The organism is Rhizobium arsenicireducens, from assembly GCF_964021225.1.
Window position 1 is genome coordinate 1724253 of record NZ_CAXHYK020000001.1, and the last position, 17304, is coordinate 1741556.

Consider the following 17304-nt stretch of genomic DNA (forward strand, 5'->3'; position numbering starts at 1 on the left):
CATGGCATACAAGACTGGTGAACCCTCCTGGACCTGGCGCCGCCTCCTCGTGGCTGTGGTGATCTCGGTCTCGTTCTCCCTGATCGTGGGTATCAAAGATGCCGCGGACACAATGATCAACCGAACCATTGTTGAGGGGGCCTTCTTCCTCGTGATGGCCTTCGGCCTGAGCTATCTCGGCATCCCGGCTGCACAGGACATGATCGCCATATGGCGCACCAAGTCCGGCCTTCCCTACAAGGAGGAGGAGGAATGATCACCTCTCTTCTCGCCCGTATATGGCCCACAGCGATCCTGTGGGTCGTCCTCGCCCTTGGTGGATACACGCTCGGCGTCATCAAGACAAATGAGGGCCACCGCAACAAGGCCCTGGCCCAGACCGTCCGCGAATTGACAGTCGCCGCTGCGGCCAAGGATCTCGACTCGATCCGTTTGGTCGAGCAGCAGGCCCTTATTGAGAATTTGAACAAGGAAATCGACGATGCGCGGGACAAGCTTTCTGACAAAAGCCGTGTGTGCTTTGATGCTGGTGACACTGACCAGCTGCGCAACCTCTGGAAATAGCAAGATGCCGGAGATCCCGGCAGATGTTCGGGCCTGCTTCGGCACCGTTGTTGGCGCTCCGGCCGCAGGCCAGGCGCTGACCCAGGATATGGTCTTCTCCCTGGTCGCCGCTCTCAAGCGGAGCGAGAAGAAGAAGGACCTCTGTGGCCAGCGCCTGATCAAGTGGTACGACCACTTACGCCTTGGTGTTGACACGGCTCGTGCCTAGCACCGAGCCGCGGTAGTCGAAGTTGCCACTGTGGGTCAGCTCGCTGCGAAGATCCACCCAGATAGCGCCGTCCATGTCTGCCACCCGCCGGCAGAAGGCATAGTCCTCGGACAGATACCGGCCATCCCTCACCATTGTGTCGAAGAACAGGTAGTGGTTTTCGCTGGCCGGGGCGCCAAGCTCGCCCTGGTCGGAGGCGTACTTCAGCTCTGGATAGACCAGCGTCATTTCCAACATCACGTCCCGAGCGATGCACATGAACCCTGTGGCCACTTCGTGGACACAGGCGAAGCCGTCGTCCGGGACGGCTACACTGGCGCCCTCCAGCCGGATAGCATAGCGGAGCATGGACAGCTGCAGATCCTGACCAGTCAGGTTCGTGGGCTCGCTGGGCGGGAACTGCATCTTCAGCGGATAGACGCCGGCGACCACCGGGTGGCCACTATCCAGCAGCCGGAAGAACTGATCTGGCTGGAACGAGATGTCAGCATCCACCCAGAACAGGTAGTCCCATTGTCCGTCGAGGAACGTCGCAACGGCGTTGTTTCGCGCCCGCGTGATCAAGGAGTCGGTCAGGGTGTAGACTGTGATCTCGTAACCCCGCTCGGCGGCTTGCTGCATCATCGCGATGACCGACTGCATATAAAGGTGGCCCACCTGTCCGTTGTAGCAGGGGGTGGCGAGTAGAACTTTCTTCATGGGGATCTCCTGGGTTTGGGAAAAAGAAAGGCCCCCACCGGGGGCCTTCTGTCATTTGTAGAAGTCGATCGGGCAAGCCCCGCCGCCGCAGTCAACGTGCTCCCGATCGATGTCCTCCATCATGGCGACGTCGATGTTGAAGACGAGCTGCTCAAACTCCTCGTCGGTGACCGGCTGCTCCGGCTGGTATTCGTAGGACACCGACTTGATCTGGGGCATGACCGACACGCAGCGAACCTGGCTCACGTTGTCGAACATCATCCGTTCATAGTCCGCGAAGGTGAGCTTCTCCGGATCATACTTCAGCGTGTAGCTGATCTGGTTGCCTCCCTCGGCGCCGATCCAGAAGTGCTCCAGGAGCTTGATCCAGCGGAACTGCTCTTCCACCGTGGCCTCGGACGCCGTGATCAGCTTGTCGCCCATACCCAAGGTGGTGATCATCGGCGCGGTCGGGAACCCAACAATGGTCGTGCCCTTGTAGGAGACCAGCTCGCGCACAGGGTATCCGTTCTTCCGGTAGTCCTCGATCAACGGATCGCCATTGCGGAACTGGACCCAGCGAAGCAGCTTGCGCATCGACGGCAGGTGGGCGCCCTCGGTGAGCCCGAACAGCTTGCTGGTGGTGCCGGCCGGCTTCATTGTCCGTAGAGTGTGCGGCACGACCACACCCAGGATCGCGGCGTACTTCGTCGCCTCGTCCGCAACCGCGTCAGCGAAGCGCTGCAGCATGTTCCAGAATGGTGCAGCCTCGGCGGTGATCCCCATCGGACCAATGTCGCCGGCCGCAATGGCCTCGCGGAAGCTGAGCCCGAACCGATCCCACATGTACTCGTGAAGGCCCGTCATGCCGACGCCGATACGGTTGGTCCGCATGACCTCCCGTTTGTAGATCGAGTCCATGGTGTTGATCCGCATCAGCGCCCTGGTGGACGAACGGAAGGCATCCTCGGCGTCATCATCGTCCTTGGCATGGAACGGCACCACGTCGGCGATGACACAAAAGCCCCCTAGCAGGAACAGAACGATCTCGCCGCAGGGGTTGACGATGAAGTGGTAGGGATGATCCAGGACGCGGCGAACCAGCTCGCGGGCCATCTTCTTGCTCTCTTCGTCGAGCTGGTAGAGCGCCGAGCCGGCAAACATGGTGTCGAGGTAGTCGTCGAGGCCATCCTTGTTCACGTCCAGCTTGTCGACGTTGAGGAAGCCAGGCTCGCCCGTGCCATCACCAAACTGGCAATCCATCACTTCGAGCCAGACGGCATAGGCGTGCAGATCGAGCGCATCACCAGTGCCGTTGTTGTCCCGCACGCGGCCGACGCGGTCCCAGAACTCGGCATCGACAGCAACGCTGTTGTTCGACGACCAGAGGAAGGACTCGAAATAGCCGCCGGCTTCGCGCAGGGCGATCACTTCATCACGGCTCTTGTTGCGGAACTCCGGCGGGCGCTTGAGCTGGATGAACTCGAAGATCGACCGGTCCTTCCAATACTTCACGGCGATGCGGGCGGCGCGGCGTGTACCACCGACCAGGACGCACTCAGCCAGCAGGTGGTCGATGTACATCGCAGCCAACCAGGGAGCCATGGCGGAGCCACGGACGCGGGCGACCATGGTGAGTGCGGCCATCAGCGGGCCCGGGCCCGACGCCGGGCGGTTCTGCATGCCGACGATCGGCCGGCCAGCTTCACGGACGAGCGTGAAGTCCAACAGCACGATGCTGTCCTGGTCCTCGGCGTTGAAGGACAGGGACTCGATCAGCTCGACGGCCTTCGCCCAGCCCTCGCGGCTATCCTGGACCAGGTGGTGGATGATGTTGCGGTTGGCATAGAAGTGCTTCGCAGCACGGGCCGTCATGTAACCCTTGAGCTGGTCCGGATGGGTGTCGTCGATCACGCAGACGACGTGGGGCATGTTCTTGGCCCAGTCGATAACCATCAGATCGTCGTCGTAGCAGCTGCCGACGCCCGAACCGGACAGGAGCAGCTTCTTGGTCAGGAAGCGGAGCATCGCCGTACTGCAATTTGTGAAGACCTCTTGCGGCCGGAAGGCCTGGTTATCGTCACCATGTTGGAGGCTGCGGCCGGAGAGAAGGGTCGAAGCTTGGGCCAGGTGGTGGTTCAGGGAAGCATAGTCGTCGCTCTCGGGATGTAGGGAAGCGTTGCCGCTGGCAACGCGGTGGGCGACATCGCCCCAAGTCTCGCCAGGACGATTGATCGTGCGATCGGCGACAGCTGTACCCATGCCCGGGAAGTATTCTCTGGCCATTAAATTACCTCAGATTTTCAAGAAATGCGGAGAGTTTTAGGTGGGATGTCCCGCCCTGCTTTCACATGGCGGGACCGGTTCCCTATGCGTCGGCGCGGTTCACTGCGGCTTCCACGGTGAACTTGTCCGGGTACCGCTTCGCCAGCTTCGCAATGTTGAAGTCGAAGACCTCTTCGAGGGTGATCCCGTAGTTCTTGAAGAGCAGCGCGAGGTACCAGAGGAGGTCGCCGCTCTCGTCGACGATCTTCCGGCGCTTCTCTTCCGGGGCATCGTCGGACAGGAGCACTTCGGAGATCTCGGTGACCTCCCCCTCCATACCGAGCATGGCATGAAGATCGTTGACGTCGATGTTGTAGGCCAGGCCGAGGTCATTGGCGGCATCGAGGCTCATCTTGTTGAGACGCTCGACGTTGTCGTAGAAGAGCCCACGCTTGACGGCGTCGATGATCTTAGCGGACTCGGTCCGGTTCTCCATGATGATCCCGATGAGGATCGGGCTGACGTTCTCCGGAAAGAACACTGAGGCGAGCGAGCGGCCGAAGTCGGCCTGGTACTGGGTGGCATCCATGGTGGTGTTCCTTACTGAAGCGTGGGGAAGTGAAAGAGGGGGGCGGCTGGCGCAGGCGGCTGACCTTGCAGCTCGACCCAACGGGCCAGCTCGTAGGCTGCGGACTGCAGGTGCTCGATCCCGCCGCCATCGCGGAAGGCGAGCAGCTCGGACAAGACCCAGATCAGGCTCGGTTCGGGGATTGCCTCGAACGCCTGGTGGGTGTGCTCGACGATGAAGCGGTCATCATCGCCCAGGCCCTGGGTGGCAAACTCCAGGAGGAAGGCGATGTTGCAGCCAAGATGGCCCGCCTCGGACAGATTGCTTTCCGGATCGATCGTCGCGCCGGGGATCATCCTGAACACCAGGTGGCGCAGGGCGCTGTTCATCACGGAAGACCAGCTTCCACCCTTTCGCCAGTTGTGGGCGTTGTACTTCTGGGCGCCGAAGCCGAGCACATCGCCAGTATGACGGAGGAGCACAACCGGCATCTCGACGCCGGCCTCGAAGGCATGATTGAAAATAGCTTCGAAGAAGCTGGTGGGGATAAGGGAAACCGGCGGCTTCCCCGCGTTGTAGCGTTCCATGGTCATCAGAGGAGCCCCAAGAATTTGAATGCATTGCGGATTTTCTCTTCGGCTTCGCGCCACTCCCAACCTTCGACCTTGATGCCGAACGGTTCGCGTCCTTCGAGGACGTAGGGAGCGGGGAAGATCTGGAGCATCTCGTCGGCGCAGATGCGCCGGTCCCAGTCTTCAAGGAGGACCATGTTCTCCCAGGGCTCTTCGAACCAGGTGAAGATCTGACGCTGGACCATCTTCTCGAACTTGACGAAGTCCGGGAGCGCCGCCTTGAAGGGATGTGGCAGGTCGTTGGTCAGGCCCTCATTCAAGTCGTGGAGCGCAGCGGCCCGCTTGAGGCCGGCTGGCACGATGTTGATCAGGTGAACCGTGTGTTCAGCCACCGAATAGTGGCAGTCCGGCTGGCCGCTGTAGCGGCACAGTTTCGGCAACGGCTTCACCAGGTCGTTGATCGAGAGGTAGTCTGCGCCAAGGTTGAACGGATCAACGCGGCGACCAGAGTTGAGGAGGATCGAGCTCAAAACGCATACTCCATGTTGGAGAAGAAGTTGCGCTTGCCGGCGGGGCGTAGGCGGGGGATGAGGTACTGCACGACCCACCCATTGTCAGATGTCTGGAACATCTCGTGGGTACCGGCGTCGAAGGAGACGCGGGCGGCGGCGAGGACATCGGCGTACTTGGTGGGCCAAGTGTCTCCCTGGCGCTTCACGGCGATGACGTTGGGTTCGTAGCCCATGCGGCCGAGTGTGCTAATGTCGGACGGTTCCGGTCCGACAGCGGGGTGAACGCCAAGCTTCTGGCCCAGGCGGCTGCGAGCCTGGCGTTCACGGAGGGCGTGGTAGTCAAGCCCGAGGGCGCGGGCAACTTTCGAGATGTTGCCGTTGGTGCGCTTTAGTTCTTCGTCAATCAGCGAGTATGTCTTGGTCATTTGGTTCTCCCAGAGCGATGTAGTAATCCGCTGAGGGGAACTTATGACTTACGAGCAGGATTTGTGAGATCCTACCTTTGAGTGTATGTAATACTCCTGAGGTTTTCTCGGCCCTGTTCTTATCCATGGACGCATCAATCTCGTCGCCCATGAAGAGCGAGAAGATGTTGTTCGTGAGAACCTGACCAAGCCCGAGCCGCAGCGCGAGGTTGGCCACTGCTTTGCCGGAACCAGACAGAGTGTCGATGGCTTGGCCGTCCACAGTGATGTTGAACTCGTCATCGACGAAGATCACCTGCCGCTCACCACCGGTCATGTGGTTGATGAGGCTGCTGGCAACACGGTTCAGGCTGGGGATCAGGTACTGCTTGATCTTCAGGCGCAGGAGCTTGAGGGCTTCCTTGACCTTGTTCCAATCCTCGGCGTCCGCCCGGTAGGCCACGATCTGGCCGACCAGCCGGTTGTATGTGTCCAAGGTGGTCTGGTAGTGCAGCATCGAGGCCTCGAAACCTCGTGCCTGGTCGAGCAGAAGAACGAGCGACGGGTAATCCTGCAGGTCGACGTCCAGCATGGCGAGCTGGATCAGCTTCTGCTGGCGCTCGGTCTCCCATTTCTCGAACTCGGCAACCTGGCCCGACCAAACCGCGAGCTGAGCCTCGTACTGCTGGCGAGTGCGAAGCATCGCGGCCCAGTCCGGTTCCTTGTCGGAAGGCTTGAGCAGTTCGATCTTCGCCAGAAGCTCGAGGCGCCGCTCGCGGTTATCGATGCCATTCGCCAGTTGGACCCTCTGGTCAATGGTCCAGCGGGGCTCAACGTCGGCCGTGGGCGAGTCCTTGTGCTGCTGCCAGGCTGTGTCGTCCCAACCGTCAAGAACGCGCTGGTGGCGCTCCAGGACGGCCTCAGTCATGCTTGGTGGAACTTCCTGGAGCACGCAGTTGGAAAACTGAGCGATTTCCAGGTCCAGGTTCGTCACCGCATCGCCGGCGATCGGCCAGTGGTGGGTGCAGCTCGGGCAGGTGTGTTCGCCTTTCGCCAGCAGCTCGGCGCGGGCCTTCTCCAGATGCTGGAGCTTCAGCCAGTCCTTGTGCGCCTTCCAAGCGGCCCGGGCGGCGTCGAGCTGCTTCTGGTCGCATTCCGGCTGAGGAGTGTGCGTCAGGAACTGCCGGCGGGCGCGGAACTGCTGCTGGAGACGGTGCAACTGAGCGTCGGCGTCCAGCTCGGCCTGGGTGTGTTCCGAGGCCGGCGGAATACGGCGGGCCTGGTCTTCGAGCGACGACCGTTCGATCCGGCGGGCCGTCTGGGCATCGACCATACCCTGGAGGAAGTCGATCTCCATCGAGACCTTCTCCTCCGGCCGAGCCGGCTTGGTCCGCTCGATGGCGAGCCAGCCACGCAGCTGGTCGGCCTGGGATCGGACTTCGTCGAGCTTGGCCTTCTCCACGGCGAGATCCGCGGACGGCCGGTAGCCTTCCGGCGCCAGAGGCTGAACCGGCTCGTGGGCGCTGGCTGCGAGTTCATCGGCGCTCCGCTTGTAGACGTTGGCCTCGTCGCCGGCCAGGCGGGCCAGGTCGTCGAGGACAGCCACGCCGATGACGCTGTCGACGCGGCGGCGGCGCTCGGTCGGCGCCATGGAGCCAAGGGAGGTCAGCTCGTCCTGATTGGCCACGCAGGCCATATCAAACACGTCAAGCCCGAACCCGAGGATCTGGCTGATCTTCAGGTTGACGGGCTTGATCCCCACGGCGACGGGGTTGCCATCCATCAGGAGGGTGGCGTTGTTGATCCTGCGCTGGACGACGTAACCCTGGTCACGGACCCGGAAGTCCAGCTCGGCTTTCAGGTTCTTGTAGTCCTCGCTCTTGCCCCGGAGCGCCGCCGTGCCAAACAGGCAGAAGCGGATCATCTCCAGGATCATCGACTTGCCGCTTTCGTTCGGGCCCGTAATAGCACCAAAGCCGCCCTGGAACAGGACGGCTTCGTTGAAGGTTCGGCCGGTGCTCGCGAAGGAGACCGAGTATTCAAGTTTGCGGATCATATTCGCTCCATGATTTGAGTTTGCCGGCGGCGATTGCCTTGGCGGCGCTGCTTTTCAGGTGGGTGATGAAGGCCGGCTGGACGGCGATGCGCCGAAGCTGGTCGAAGTCGTTCATCGACTTCTCCAGTCCTTCCTGAAGCACCTTGATCAAGGCGATCTCGTTGGGGGTCAGGTTGGGGGTGGTCAGCCAGGTGCGGAGCACCCAGCTGTACTGCTCGGCGGATCGGTCAAGCGGTTCCATTGGCACTCCGTTTGCTGTGAAACTGTTCCAGAACCTCAGCGGTGCGGAGAGAAGTGACGCCAGCTTCCGCAAATGCCTCCGCAAAGAGCTTGTCCATGTCGAAGTCGCCGAGGGTGACATTCTCGAGTTCAGGTTCGTCATCGTTCACCTTCTCCGCTTTGTAGGTGAGCTGCAGGCAGTCGATCTCGCCGTCATACTGGCCGAGTATGCGGACGCACTTGTTGCGGAGATCGCCGGTCACTTCGTCGGGGCGCAGGGTGACGTAGAGGCTGTCGTCGGCCTCTTCGCCGTGGGCATAGGGTTGCAGTGAGCCGACGACGACAACCTCGGTGCCATCCCTGGTGAAGCGGGCCGGCAGGTGGATATGGCCGGTGTAGATCCGCTCGAAGTTGAGCCTGGTCGGGATCATGTTGTGGTCGCCGAAGTCCGTGTCGAAGTGGCCGAAGAGGATCTTGGCGTTGGACACCGCAAGCTTCTCCTCGGCACGCCACAGGGGGTGCCAAGGGTAGAGGACGAGGTTCGTGCCGGCGAGGTGCAGCATGGTCGTGACGATGGTGACGTTCGGGACATCAGCCACCAGGGCGGTGAAGACGTCGAACGCTGACCGGCGCTCCAGGTCCCTGATCCAGTCGTGGTTTCCCTTCAAGATGAAGAAGGAGCAGCCCGGCGCCGCCGCTGCGGCCTTGCGGTATTCAGCGGCGACATTGAGGATCAGGTCGTAGGATACGACCCATTTGTCGAACAGATCCCCGAGGCAGATGTGCAGGTCGAACTTCCCACCATGGAGGGCAGCGAGGAAGTCTGCCCAGACCATGGCCTCACGATCACCGCGGCGGGCGAGCGGCGTGCCGTTGAGGAACGACCGCCCGAGGTGGGGGTCGCCGACAAGGCGGATGTGTTTGCCGTCTTCAACGACGTCCATATTTGTCCTCCGCGGAGAAGATCTGATCGATCTGCTGGAGGCAGTCGAAGAGCGCGTTGTGGGCGTCACCGCCGACCGCTTCCGTGTAATGGCTCTCCAGGTCAACGTCGCCGGCCAGGCCCCGGAAGTACGAGTTCATGTCCATTGCCCAGCGGTAGTGGAACGGCTGCGGAAGATCGAACTGGCGAAGGTGAGAAGCGACGAAGCCCCAATCGAATGTCACGGGCTTGGCCCAGAAGCGGACCGGCTTCGGGTTGTTGAGGCCGACCCATTTGACGAAGTCACCCATGACGACGGCGGGATCTTCCGCACGAGCCATGATGGCGTCGTAGACGCTGCGGCGCTTCTGCCACCACTGGGCGGTTGAGGCATCAAACACCCGGCCCGGCGCCACGTTCATGCAGCGGTCGAACATCGAAGGGAAAGGCTGCACCGTGCGGGTCTTGAGATCGAACTTCACGGCGGACAGCTGGATCATCCCGTTCGTCTCCGGGTTGGTGCCAGTGGTCTCGGTGTCGATCATCACGTCTTGGTATTGAGGTTCCATTTGAAATTTTCCAGTTCTGTCCATGGGAGTGAGGCTTTGCCCAACGCTTCGACGGCCCGCACAACCTCGAAGGGGATGCGGTACCAGGTGTCGGTCAGCAGATTGTGAGCGAAGATGAGATAGACCCCGCCGGCGGCGAGGACTTGACGACCGGCCACTGTCTGGCCCTTCTTCAAAAGCGAGAAGGGGAGCGAGGTCCGGTTCTGGGTCGACTTGACCTCTGCATAGGCAGTCAGGCCGTCAACGGTGAGGATGTAGTCCGAGGGGGTCGGCCGAGCATGAATGATCTTGCCCGCCCGTCCATAGTGTTCGGCGGCGTCCGGGATGCGGTAGAAGTAGGCTCGTTTTCCGATCCTGTTCCACGCCGCCTCGAAGGCTTCTTCTGATGGTTTACCTGTGTTTTTTGCCATGAGACTAGATGGCCCATGGCCACCTAGTTTCTCAAGACCCGATGCGCTTGAGTATTATCTACTCAGGCCGAGACTTCGGCCTTGATGGCCGGGTGAGGGTCGTATGCCACGATCGAGAAGTCTTCCGGGTTCAGGTTGAAGATGTCCCCCGCCCCCTTCATAATCATCAACGTCGGCAAAGCCCGCGGCTGGCGGGTGATTTGCTCCCTCGCCTGCTCGACGTGGTTGGCGTAGAGATGCAGGTCGCCGAAGGAGTGGATGAAGTCCCCTACCCCAAGACCACATTCCCGGGCCACCAGGTGGGTCAGGAGCGCGTAGCTGGCGATATTGAAGGGGACGCCCAGGAACCAGTCTGCTGACCGCTGGTAGAGCTTGCAGGACAGCTTGCCATCTGCGACGTGGAACTGGAACATCGTGTGGCACGGCGGAAGGGCCATGTCCACAATCTCGGTCGGGTTCCAGGCGGAGACGATGTGCCGGCGTCCGTAGGGATCACGCTTGATGCCGTCGATCACGTTCTTGAGCTGGTCGATGCCCTGCCAGTTGCGCCACTGCTTGCCATAGACCGGCCCGAGGTTGCCGTTCTCGTCGGCCCACTCGTCCCAGATCTTGACGCCATGGTCATGTAGGTACTTGATATTGGTGTCGCCGCTGATGAACCACAGCAGCTCGACGAGGATCGACTTCCAGTGGAGCTTCTTGGTGGTCAGCAGCGGGAAGCCCTCGGCCAGGTTGAAGCGGATCTGTTCCCCGAACAGGCCGAAGGTTCCGCCGTTGCGGCCTTCGCGGTAGACACCCTTGTCCAGGAGCTTCTTGAGAACCCTCAGGTATTGGTGGTCCGCCATGTTGCCGATCAGCCGCAGGTTCGCTTCGCTGAAGATGTGCAGCGTGGCGCGATCATCCTCGACGACGATCCGCTCCCGGCCGTCCTGCTTCTTGAAGACGCTGTCGACGATACCATCGAACTGGTAATCGCCGGTGATTTTGGTGACGTGGTCACCCTTCGTAATGGTCATAGTGCGTGTTTCCTTATGCAGCTGATCATGTCCTGAGCGTAAGGAGGGGCAGGATGCCCCTCCTTGAATTTGCGATACTCATCCCAGAAGTTCTCGTTCAGCTCATCGGCGCAGGCCTTCGCCTGGCGCTGGCCCTTGAACGCGATGTCGACCCGACCTCCGTCGACGTCGGTCATCCTGTGGATCGTGATCCCTTTGCGGAGGCAGAGCCGCCACTTGCCATCGGTCTCCTGTCGAGCGCCGAAGGCCATCAGGCATCACGCCGGTCGAAGTCGATCGCGATCCCGAAGCGGGGAACGCCGGCGGGGGTCAGCTCGAAGAAGCGGACTGTGACGATCTCCACGTCTCGGTCGAGCAGTGCTTTCGTGAAAGCGTAGTCGCCCTTGATGCCGGCCTTCGGCCGCTCACCGTCTTCGCCCCTGACGTCGCCCGGCATGATGTACTCGACAGCCTTGGCATAGCCGGCCCAGTTCCCCGTACCTTCGATGACGCGGGATACCGGGTACTCAGCCGTCTGGAACTCCTTGAACTTCAGCAGCGCCTTCGAGCGCTTCTGCTGGTAGCCGGCGCCGCCAGACCGGACCATCGCCCCCTCATAACCGAGGGCAACGCATTGCTTGAAGAAGGACCGGACTTCCGCATCAGTGTCGACCATGATGGTGTCGACTGGGATGATGGCATCACCGCCGTATTCGAGCAGGATCTTGGTCAGTTGACCATTGCGCTCCACAGCCTCGGAGGCAAAGTCGCCACCAGAAACCAGATCATATACGTGATACTCAATATCACGAGCAGCACGGGCAACCTGGTCGGTGTCTGGCGTCTTCTTGCGGATGATCGACGCGAGTTCGTTGAAGTTGTCCTTGAGGTCATGGTTGTAAAGCTCCCCATCCAAGGTCAGATCCGGGTACCGGGTGAACAGCAGATCCAGCTGCTCGATGATGTGCGGGCAGGACGTGAGTGCCTCACCCTTGCGGGTCCGCAGACCATCCTTGGTGGCGATGCAGCGGATACCATCGAGCTTGGGCTGTGCCATGTCCCCCGGCTGGACCAGGTGGGGCTCGTACTTCTCGGCCAGCATGGGTTTGAAGTAGTTGGCCGTCGCCGTGCCGGCGATCGTCAGGTGGTAGTCGCGCTTCAGCTTCTTCTTCTGTTCGGCATCGGCCTCGAACTGGGCCTGAAGCTCTGCGGTCGGCTGACTGGCCGGCACGCATTTCGTCCAGGCACTGGTGACCTTGTTGCCGTCCTGGAGGCCGGCGATCGTGCGCCAGGAGTCCTCGTGGACCTCGTACTGCCAGGTCCGGATCTTGCCCTTGGTGTCGACCTTGAAGATTTCGTTGGAGATGGTCATTACTTTTTGTCCTTCCATACAAGCCAGATGGCTCCGATGATGCTGATGTAGGTCACGAGCCGCGGGACGCTCCACTCAGCCAAGATGTAGCTGAGCCATTCGAGCCCCCATGGCGGTACCGATGAAGAGTGCAGCGAGGATGATCGCGACGATCACGCTGCTGAGGATTTCGCGAACTGCTGTCATGTCAGGCGCTCCAGTTTGATCTTGACGTTCTGGGGGTGAAGACCGCTGATAATCTCCTGGAGATCGGCCAGGGTCCGGATCTCCTTCTCGACCTCCTCGATCCGGCCGCTGTAGAATTTGACGCGGACGCGAGCGGCCCAGGTTTCTTCGGGCGCGGGCTTCGGTGTGGTTTTGGGCTTCGACATGGTGACTTCGGGCTCCGGCTTGGGTTGGGGCTGGATCTGGGTCAGGAGTTCGACCAGGTGTTTGCAGAGAGCCGGGTCGGACCTGTAGGGGTCGGTCTGGGCGACTTCCACGAGCTTGGAGAGGGCCTGCCGATCGAACTGCAGGGTTTCCATGGGCATCAGGAACAGAACGATGTAGGCGTTCTGCTTTTGGAACTGGTGGGGGGATTTGACGTTGGTGAGGACCCTCCGGAGAAACTTCTCCGGGAGGTCCCCAAACGCTAGCTGGGATGTGATGGTAGGCATTTTCATGCAGCGAGTTTCCTTTGCTGGAAGAGGTAATCGACGACGCCGCCGATCTGATCGTCGGTTGCGCGTCCGTTGACGTTGCCGACGCCGACTGCTTCGGGCAGCTCGTAGAGTTCCACCTGGCCGAGAAGGATGCCCTTCTTGGCGTTGAACGGCTCAAAGGTCAGACCCACGCTCGGGCTGGCGTCGAGAACGCATCGGGTGAACATGTCGGGGTGGTCGATCATGGTGTCGCGGATGAGCTTGATTGCCTGGGCGGCGATCGAGCGGTGGACCGAGAACACCAACTCATCGTGGATTGGGACCATGAAGCGGAACTCCCGCTCGGTCCAACCCAGGGCCTTGGCCTTTTCGAGGATGCGAAGCACAGACCGTTTTGCCAGTGTGGCGCAGCTGCCCTGAATGTAGGCGTTGACCAGCTGGTTGTTGGCCCGGCTCTGGATCTTGCGGATCACGTATTCCCAGACCGCGTTGTAGCGGTAGACCAGGTCATCCTCGCGGTTCGCCGGCAGGCGGAACTTGCTGCCGAAGTATTCGGCCCACATCTGCGTGGCTTCGAACCGGACGCGGCGGTGGTGATCCGGCAGCATGACGAACCCGTCCCGCTTGCCCTGCTCGATGAGGTTGACGCGCCACATTTCGGCCGTCAGGAAACGCTCCCGATACCGCTTGGTGGCCTCGCTGGTCTTGTCCATCGACCAGCCCATGCGCTCGCCGATCGTGGCGAGGAAGCCGGAGTACCAATAGTTGAAGTTGGCACCCTTCCCGACTTCGGTTCGCCAGTATTTGTAGGCATCACCGACCAGCAGCGGCTGACCCTTCAGGTTGGTGAAGAGCCGGTTGTAGTTGGTCATCTCCTGGCCGAAGTGGTCGCGGTAGTCGTCCGCGTGGTTGAAGTCCTTCAACATCTTGAAGGACTTCTCGGTCAGGCCCGGCACGTCGGCGGCGAGAATGTCCGCTGCGGCGCCGGCGTGGAGGTCACCATGGGGTATCTGGCCGAAGGCCTTGATGAACTCGGGGTCGCCCGAGAACTCCCCGATCTCGACCAGCTCGACGCCGGACCAGTCGCAGGAGACGATGACGTGATCATCGTGGTCAGCCTCGAAGAAACCCCGGACGTAGGTGCTGTCGCCACGCTTGGCGAGCTGCATCGGGTTCGGGTTCGACGCTGCCATGCGGCGGGTGGCCAGCATGGAGGAGACGTTCGGGTAGAGGCACCCGGTCTCCGGGTCCATAAGCAGGATGTAGGGCGTCAGGTATAGCTTCATCCGCTGCTCGACGCCCGAGATCTGGTTCATGCCCTGGATGACGACCTTATGGGCGTCGTCGGTGAGACGATCGAGGAGCTTGCCCCGGGCCTCGCCGTCGCTCTGGATCTTGCCCTGGACCCGCATCACCTTCTGGCGAAGCAGGTCATACATCAGGACCCGCTGCGGCATGTAGTGGCTGAGGTTCGGGCCAGTGCTTTCCGGCTGGCTGAGATCCGCCGCCCAGGCGTTGGACACCGGTCCGCGGACCTGGTTGCATTGGGCGAAGACCAGTGCGGCGTCCTGCCAGGCGAAGATGTCGTCTTCGTCGGGCTCGAGCTTCTGGATGAAGTCCGGGCTGTTGGCCCAGCGGGTGATCTGATCGCGGTACTTCTGATGCCCGCTGGCATACCACTTGTCCGTCATCAACCCCTCATGAGGGGCGTCGTCGAACGGGAGGAGCGCCCGGACCTGCTCCTTCAGATCCCGAAGGGTTCGGGCCATGCCCTGCCGCTCATCGTCCCGGCGGGCGTAAATGGCGTCGGTGTTGACCTTCATGCCGCCGATCGCAATGTCCGTGAAGACATGAACCATCGGGTTTTCCTGCTCGAAGAAGGTCTGGATCACCGCCGGGTTGGTCTTGGCCATGTAGGCCATCAGGTGGCGGAACAGCCGCACGGCCCAGTAGGCGTCCTCGGCGCCGTAAGCTGCGACCTCGGCCCCGGTCAGCTGGCCCATATGGGCCTTGCCGTTGAGGACCTCCTCGAAAGTCGTCATCCGGTGGTCGAAGAAGTTGGCGACCAGCTTCTTCAGGCCATAGCCGTAGGAGATCTGCTTGACGAAGCCATTGTAGGAGTGCTCGGCCGAACTTTCCTTGGCAATGATCTTGCCGACCAGCTCTTCCAACGGGGCCGGCATCTGCTTGGTCGCAGGGTCGTAGGTCATCGACAACTGCAGCAGCTGGTTCTTGAGGACGCCGATACCACCCTCGCCGGCCGCAATGAACTTGCTGAGGTCATATTCGTCCGGGCCGAAGGCCGAGACGGCCATCTGCATCGTGCAGATAATGTTCGCCAGCTTGAGGCCGAAGCACAACTGGAAGCTGGTCAACTCGTAGGGGGCATTGTGGGCAACGAAGTATGAGCCCACCGGCCTGGCGTCGATCAGCTTCTGGGCCTGCTCCCAGGACAGTCGGTTCTCGACGTCGGCGTGGTTGAGGTTGATGTAATAGGCCGCGTCATTCCCCTCGGGGTAGAGCGAGAAGCCCGTCATGACCGTGCGGCGCATGTCGAAGACCAGCTTGGCGGTCTTCGACTTGGTTCCGTCCTCCCGGTAACCGCAGAGGGTGTTGAGCCCCTCGTGGCGGTTGCTGTCCTGGGTCTCGACGTCGATGCCGACGAACGACGCCGATTTCATTGCCAGGATGATTGCGAGGGCGTGTTGCTCGAAGTTGGTCTTGTCGACGAGAATGGTCGTGATGCTCATTGGAAAAATTCCTTGAGATAGGCATCCGCCGCGGCGTAGTTCGGGCGACCGAACACGACGTGCTCAAGGAGTTCCTTGCGAGGAACATCGAAGAACGAGACGACTGCGTGGAGGGATTTGATAAGCTCGACGGTCGGCTTGACCGCCGGCGGGAGGCCGATGTCAATGATGACGTCACTCTTGAGTGCCGTTGTGGTAAGGAGCTGGAGTTGCTCCAGGTCCGTCCGCTCCCAGGTCTTCGGTCCGAAGGTCGGGATGCCGGAAATCTTGTCGGCGGGGTCACCGACCCAGATCTTGTAGAGGAGCGTCAGTTCGGGGGGCACCTTACCCGCGGCGGTGCAGGTGACCAGCTTTGGGAACTCGCCCTTCAGCTGCAGGAAGTCGGCGTCGGTGCTTTCAATGTGGACTGCCTGGCCAGCGCCGGCATATTCCCGGGCCAGTGTGGCGATCACGTCGTCGCCCTCATAGCCGGGGTGCATCATTTGCGTCACGTCGCAGTGCGACAGCACCTTCACCAGTGTGGTGAAGTGGAGGCTGATGTCCTTGTCGAGCGGCGTGCGGTTGGTCTTGTACTGCGGGTAGATGTCCCGGCGGCGCTGCGAGCCACGTTCTCCGTCCCAAACCACAATGGTCTGCACCTTCGGTGTGAGGAACGTGTTCAGGATCGACCGGGCGTCACTCCCGACCGAAACCAGCCGGCGGAAGTAGTTGTGGCCATCTATGATGTTGATCATGGTTTCCTCTCAAAGAAAAAGGGTGGCTTTCGCCACCCTCTTCTGTTGATCATCGATCGGTTTCAGTGAACGGTTTCGAACAGCGGGACCTGATCGATTTCCTCGAAGGAGAGGAAGCTCGGGATGGCCCAGTCGTTGACACCGGTCTTCTGCTTGACTTCGAAGCCGAGCTTCATCTTGACCGTACCGTCCCGGACGTCGAGGCCGGCGCGGGTCATGTCCCGGATGAGGGTCTGGAACGGCTTCCAACCAGTGGTCGAGAGCGTGAGACCGAGGGTCTCGCCGGCCTTGACCGCAACGGTCTTGCCATCCTTGCCCATCACGTCGACAGCGGCGATCAAGGGGATCTCCGCCGAGCGATACTCGAAGGCCTTCGGGTCGATCGACTGTGCCTTCTGGATGGTTGCCATCCAGGATCCACCGGCCGCGTCGGAAGTGCGGTCGTAGGAGCGGTGGTAAACCGCCGAGCCGTTGAGCTGGTACTTGATCTGGAAGCAGTAGGCGATCTCGTTCATGTTGAGGTAGACGTCGAGATCGTCCAGCGGCTTCGTCTTGTCGCCGATGGCGATGCCGTAGGCGGAGAGCTTCAACCAATGGTCGACCTGGACGCCGCCCGAGAGCATGTCGTCGATGCCGAGAGGTGCTCCGGGTGCGGTCGGGGCGCCGACTGCGGTGCCAGTGTTCTGCTGGACGGCCGGAGTGTTGGTGACCTGGGCGGGCATTGCTGCCGCTGCGGCCTGTGCCTGTGCAATTGCTTCTGCGATTGTCTGCTGCTGAGTCATGTGATTTCTCTTTCGTTTCTGTCTTGGTGACAAGGTGATAGATGGCATAAGTCTTTTGGCTTTTTTAGATCTCTTCTTTCTTG

21 protein-coding genes are annotated in these 17304 nt (G+C 61.0%); 3 read left to right on the forward strand and 18 right to left on the reverse strand.

The genetic code is table 11. The features are described from left to right. Position 1: 1 nt before the first annotated feature. The 3 genes from ACWPVA_RS08495 to ACWPVA_RS08505 are packed head-to-tail and all read left to right on the forward strand — an operon-like array spanning position 2 to position 772. The gene (locus ACWPVA_RS08495; RefSeq protein WP_454287275.1) at positions 2–256 is read left to right on the forward strand and encodes a hypothetical protein; all 255 of its coding nucleotides are present in this window, start codon (positions 2–4) and stop codon (positions 254–256) included. After that, positions 253–564, forward strand: coding sequence for a hypothetical protein (locus ACWPVA_RS08500; protein ID WP_454287276.1), 312 nt, complete (start codon positions 253–255; stop codon positions 562–564). The genes ACWPVA_RS08495 and ACWPVA_RS08500 overlap by 4 nt, the downstream gene beginning before the upstream one ends. A 4-nt stretch (positions 565–568) precedes the next feature. Next, the gene (locus ACWPVA_RS08505; protein ID WP_454287277.1) at positions 569–772 is read left to right on the forward strand and encodes a hypothetical protein; all 204 of its coding nucleotides are present in this window, start codon (positions 569–571) and stop codon (positions 770–772) included. Here the strand turns inward: ACWPVA_RS08505 and ACWPVA_RS08510 are convergent. The 18 genes from ACWPVA_RS08510 to ACWPVA_RS08595 form a co-directional block, all read right to left on the reverse strand. Beyond that, complete coding sequence (locus tag ACWPVA_RS08510; protein WP_454287278.1) at positions 740–1471, reverse strand: hypothetical protein; 732 nt, start codon at positions 1469–1471, stop codon at positions 740–742. The genes ACWPVA_RS08505 and ACWPVA_RS08510 overlap by 33 nt on opposite strands. Positions 1472–1522: 51 nt before the next feature. After that, on the reverse strand, positions 1523–3736 hold the full coding sequence (locus ACWPVA_RS08515; RefSeq protein ID WP_454287279.1) for a ribonucleoside-diphosphate reductase: 2214 nt from the start codon (positions 3734–3736) through the stop codon (positions 1523–1525). Positions 3737–3818: 82 nt separating this feature from the next. Continuing rightward, positions 3819–4304 (reverse strand): MazG nucleotide pyrophosphohydrolase domain-containing protein, encoded by a 486-nt coding sequence (locus ACWPVA_RS08520; RefSeq protein ID WP_454287280.1) that lies wholly within the window; start codon positions 4302–4304, stop codon positions 3819–3821. A gap of 11 nt (positions 4305–4315) precedes the next feature. Continuing rightward, a complete protein-coding gene (locus tag ACWPVA_RS08525; RefSeq protein ID WP_454287281.1) occupies positions 4316–4876 on the reverse strand; it encodes a dATP/dGTP diphosphohydrolase domain-containing protein in 561 nt (186 codons plus the stop codon). After that, positions 4876–5385, reverse strand: a complete 510-nt coding sequence (locus tag ACWPVA_RS08530) for a hypothetical protein (RefSeq protein ID WP_454287282.1) — start codon at positions 5383–5385, stop codon at positions 4876–4878. The genes ACWPVA_RS08525 and ACWPVA_RS08530 overlap by 1 nt, the downstream gene beginning before the upstream one ends. Next, positions 5382–5792, reverse strand: coding sequence for a helix-turn-helix domain-containing protein (locus ACWPVA_RS08535; protein ID WP_454287283.1), 411 nt, complete (start codon positions 5790–5792; stop codon positions 5382–5384). The genes ACWPVA_RS08530 and ACWPVA_RS08535 overlap by 4 nt, the downstream gene beginning before the upstream one ends. Further along, positions 5767–7827 carry an AAA family ATPase gene (locus ACWPVA_RS08540; protein ID WP_454287284.1) on the reverse strand — a complete coding sequence of 687 codons (2061 nt, stop codon included), beginning with the start codon at positions 7825–7827 and terminating at the stop codon, positions 5767–5769. The genes ACWPVA_RS08535 and ACWPVA_RS08540 overlap by 26 nt, the downstream gene beginning before the upstream one ends. Continuing rightward, on the reverse strand, positions 7811–8068 hold the full coding sequence (locus ACWPVA_RS08545; protein ID WP_454287285.1) for a hypothetical protein: 258 nt from the start codon (positions 8066–8068) through the stop codon (positions 7811–7813). Before ACWPVA_RS08545 ends, ACWPVA_RS08540 begins: the two co-directional genes overlap by 17 nt. After that, positions 8055–8990: a metallophosphoesterase gene (locus ACWPVA_RS08550; RefSeq protein ID WP_454287286.1), complete on the reverse strand. Its 936-nt coding sequence runs from the start codon at positions 8988–8990 to the stop codon at positions 8055–8057. Before ACWPVA_RS08550 ends, ACWPVA_RS08545 begins: the two co-directional genes overlap by 14 nt. Further along, positions 8977–9537, reverse strand: coding sequence for a 3'-5' exoribonuclease domain-containing protein (locus tag ACWPVA_RS08555; RefSeq protein WP_454287287.1), 561 nt, complete (start codon positions 9535–9537; stop codon positions 8977–8979). The genes ACWPVA_RS08550 and ACWPVA_RS08555 overlap by 14 nt, the downstream gene beginning before the upstream one ends. Next, on the reverse strand, positions 9513–9947 hold the full coding sequence (locus ACWPVA_RS08560; RefSeq protein WP_454287288.1) for a hypothetical protein: 435 nt from the start codon (positions 9945–9947) through the stop codon (positions 9513–9515). Before ACWPVA_RS08560 ends, ACWPVA_RS08555 begins: the two co-directional genes overlap by 25 nt. A gap of 62 nt (positions 9948–10009) precedes the next feature. Then, a complete protein-coding gene (locus tag ACWPVA_RS08565; RefSeq protein WP_454289554.1) occupies positions 10010–10792 on the reverse strand; it encodes a thymidylate synthase in 783 nt (260 codons plus the stop codon). A 167-nt stretch (positions 10793–10959) separates the two neighbouring features. Continuing rightward, the gene (locus ACWPVA_RS08570; RefSeq protein ID WP_454287289.1) at positions 10960–11139 is read right to left on the reverse strand and encodes a hypothetical protein; all 180 of its coding nucleotides are present in this window, start codon (positions 11137–11139) and stop codon (positions 10960–10962) included. A gap of 74 nt (positions 11140–11213) precedes the next feature. Then, positions 11214–12314: an ATP-dependent DNA ligase gene (locus tag ACWPVA_RS08575; protein ID WP_454287290.1), complete on the reverse strand. Its 1101-nt coding sequence runs from the start codon at positions 12312–12314 to the stop codon at positions 11214–11216. A 182-nt stretch (positions 12315–12496) separates the two neighbouring features. After that, positions 12497–12976 (reverse strand): hypothetical protein, encoded by a 480-nt coding sequence (locus ACWPVA_RS08580; protein ID WP_454287291.1) that lies wholly within the window; start codon positions 12974–12976, stop codon positions 12497–12499. Next, the gene (locus ACWPVA_RS08585; RefSeq protein WP_454287292.1) at positions 12973–15705 is read right to left on the reverse strand and encodes a DNA polymerase; all 2733 of its coding nucleotides are present in this window, start codon (positions 15703–15705) and stop codon (positions 12973–12975) included. The genes ACWPVA_RS08580 and ACWPVA_RS08585 overlap by 4 nt, the downstream gene beginning before the upstream one ends. After that, positions 15702–16439, reverse strand: a complete 738-nt coding sequence (locus tag ACWPVA_RS08590) for a hypothetical protein (RefSeq protein ID WP_454287293.1) — start codon at positions 16437–16439, stop codon at positions 15702–15704. The genes ACWPVA_RS08585 and ACWPVA_RS08590 overlap by 4 nt, the downstream gene beginning before the upstream one ends. 62 nt (positions 16440–16501) lie before the next feature. Next, the gene (locus tag ACWPVA_RS08595) at positions 16502–17221 is read right to left on the reverse strand and encodes a hypothetical protein (protein WP_454287294.1); all 720 of its coding nucleotides are present in this window, start codon (positions 17219–17221) and stop codon (positions 16502–16504) included. Positions 17222–17304: the final 83 nt, after the last annotated feature.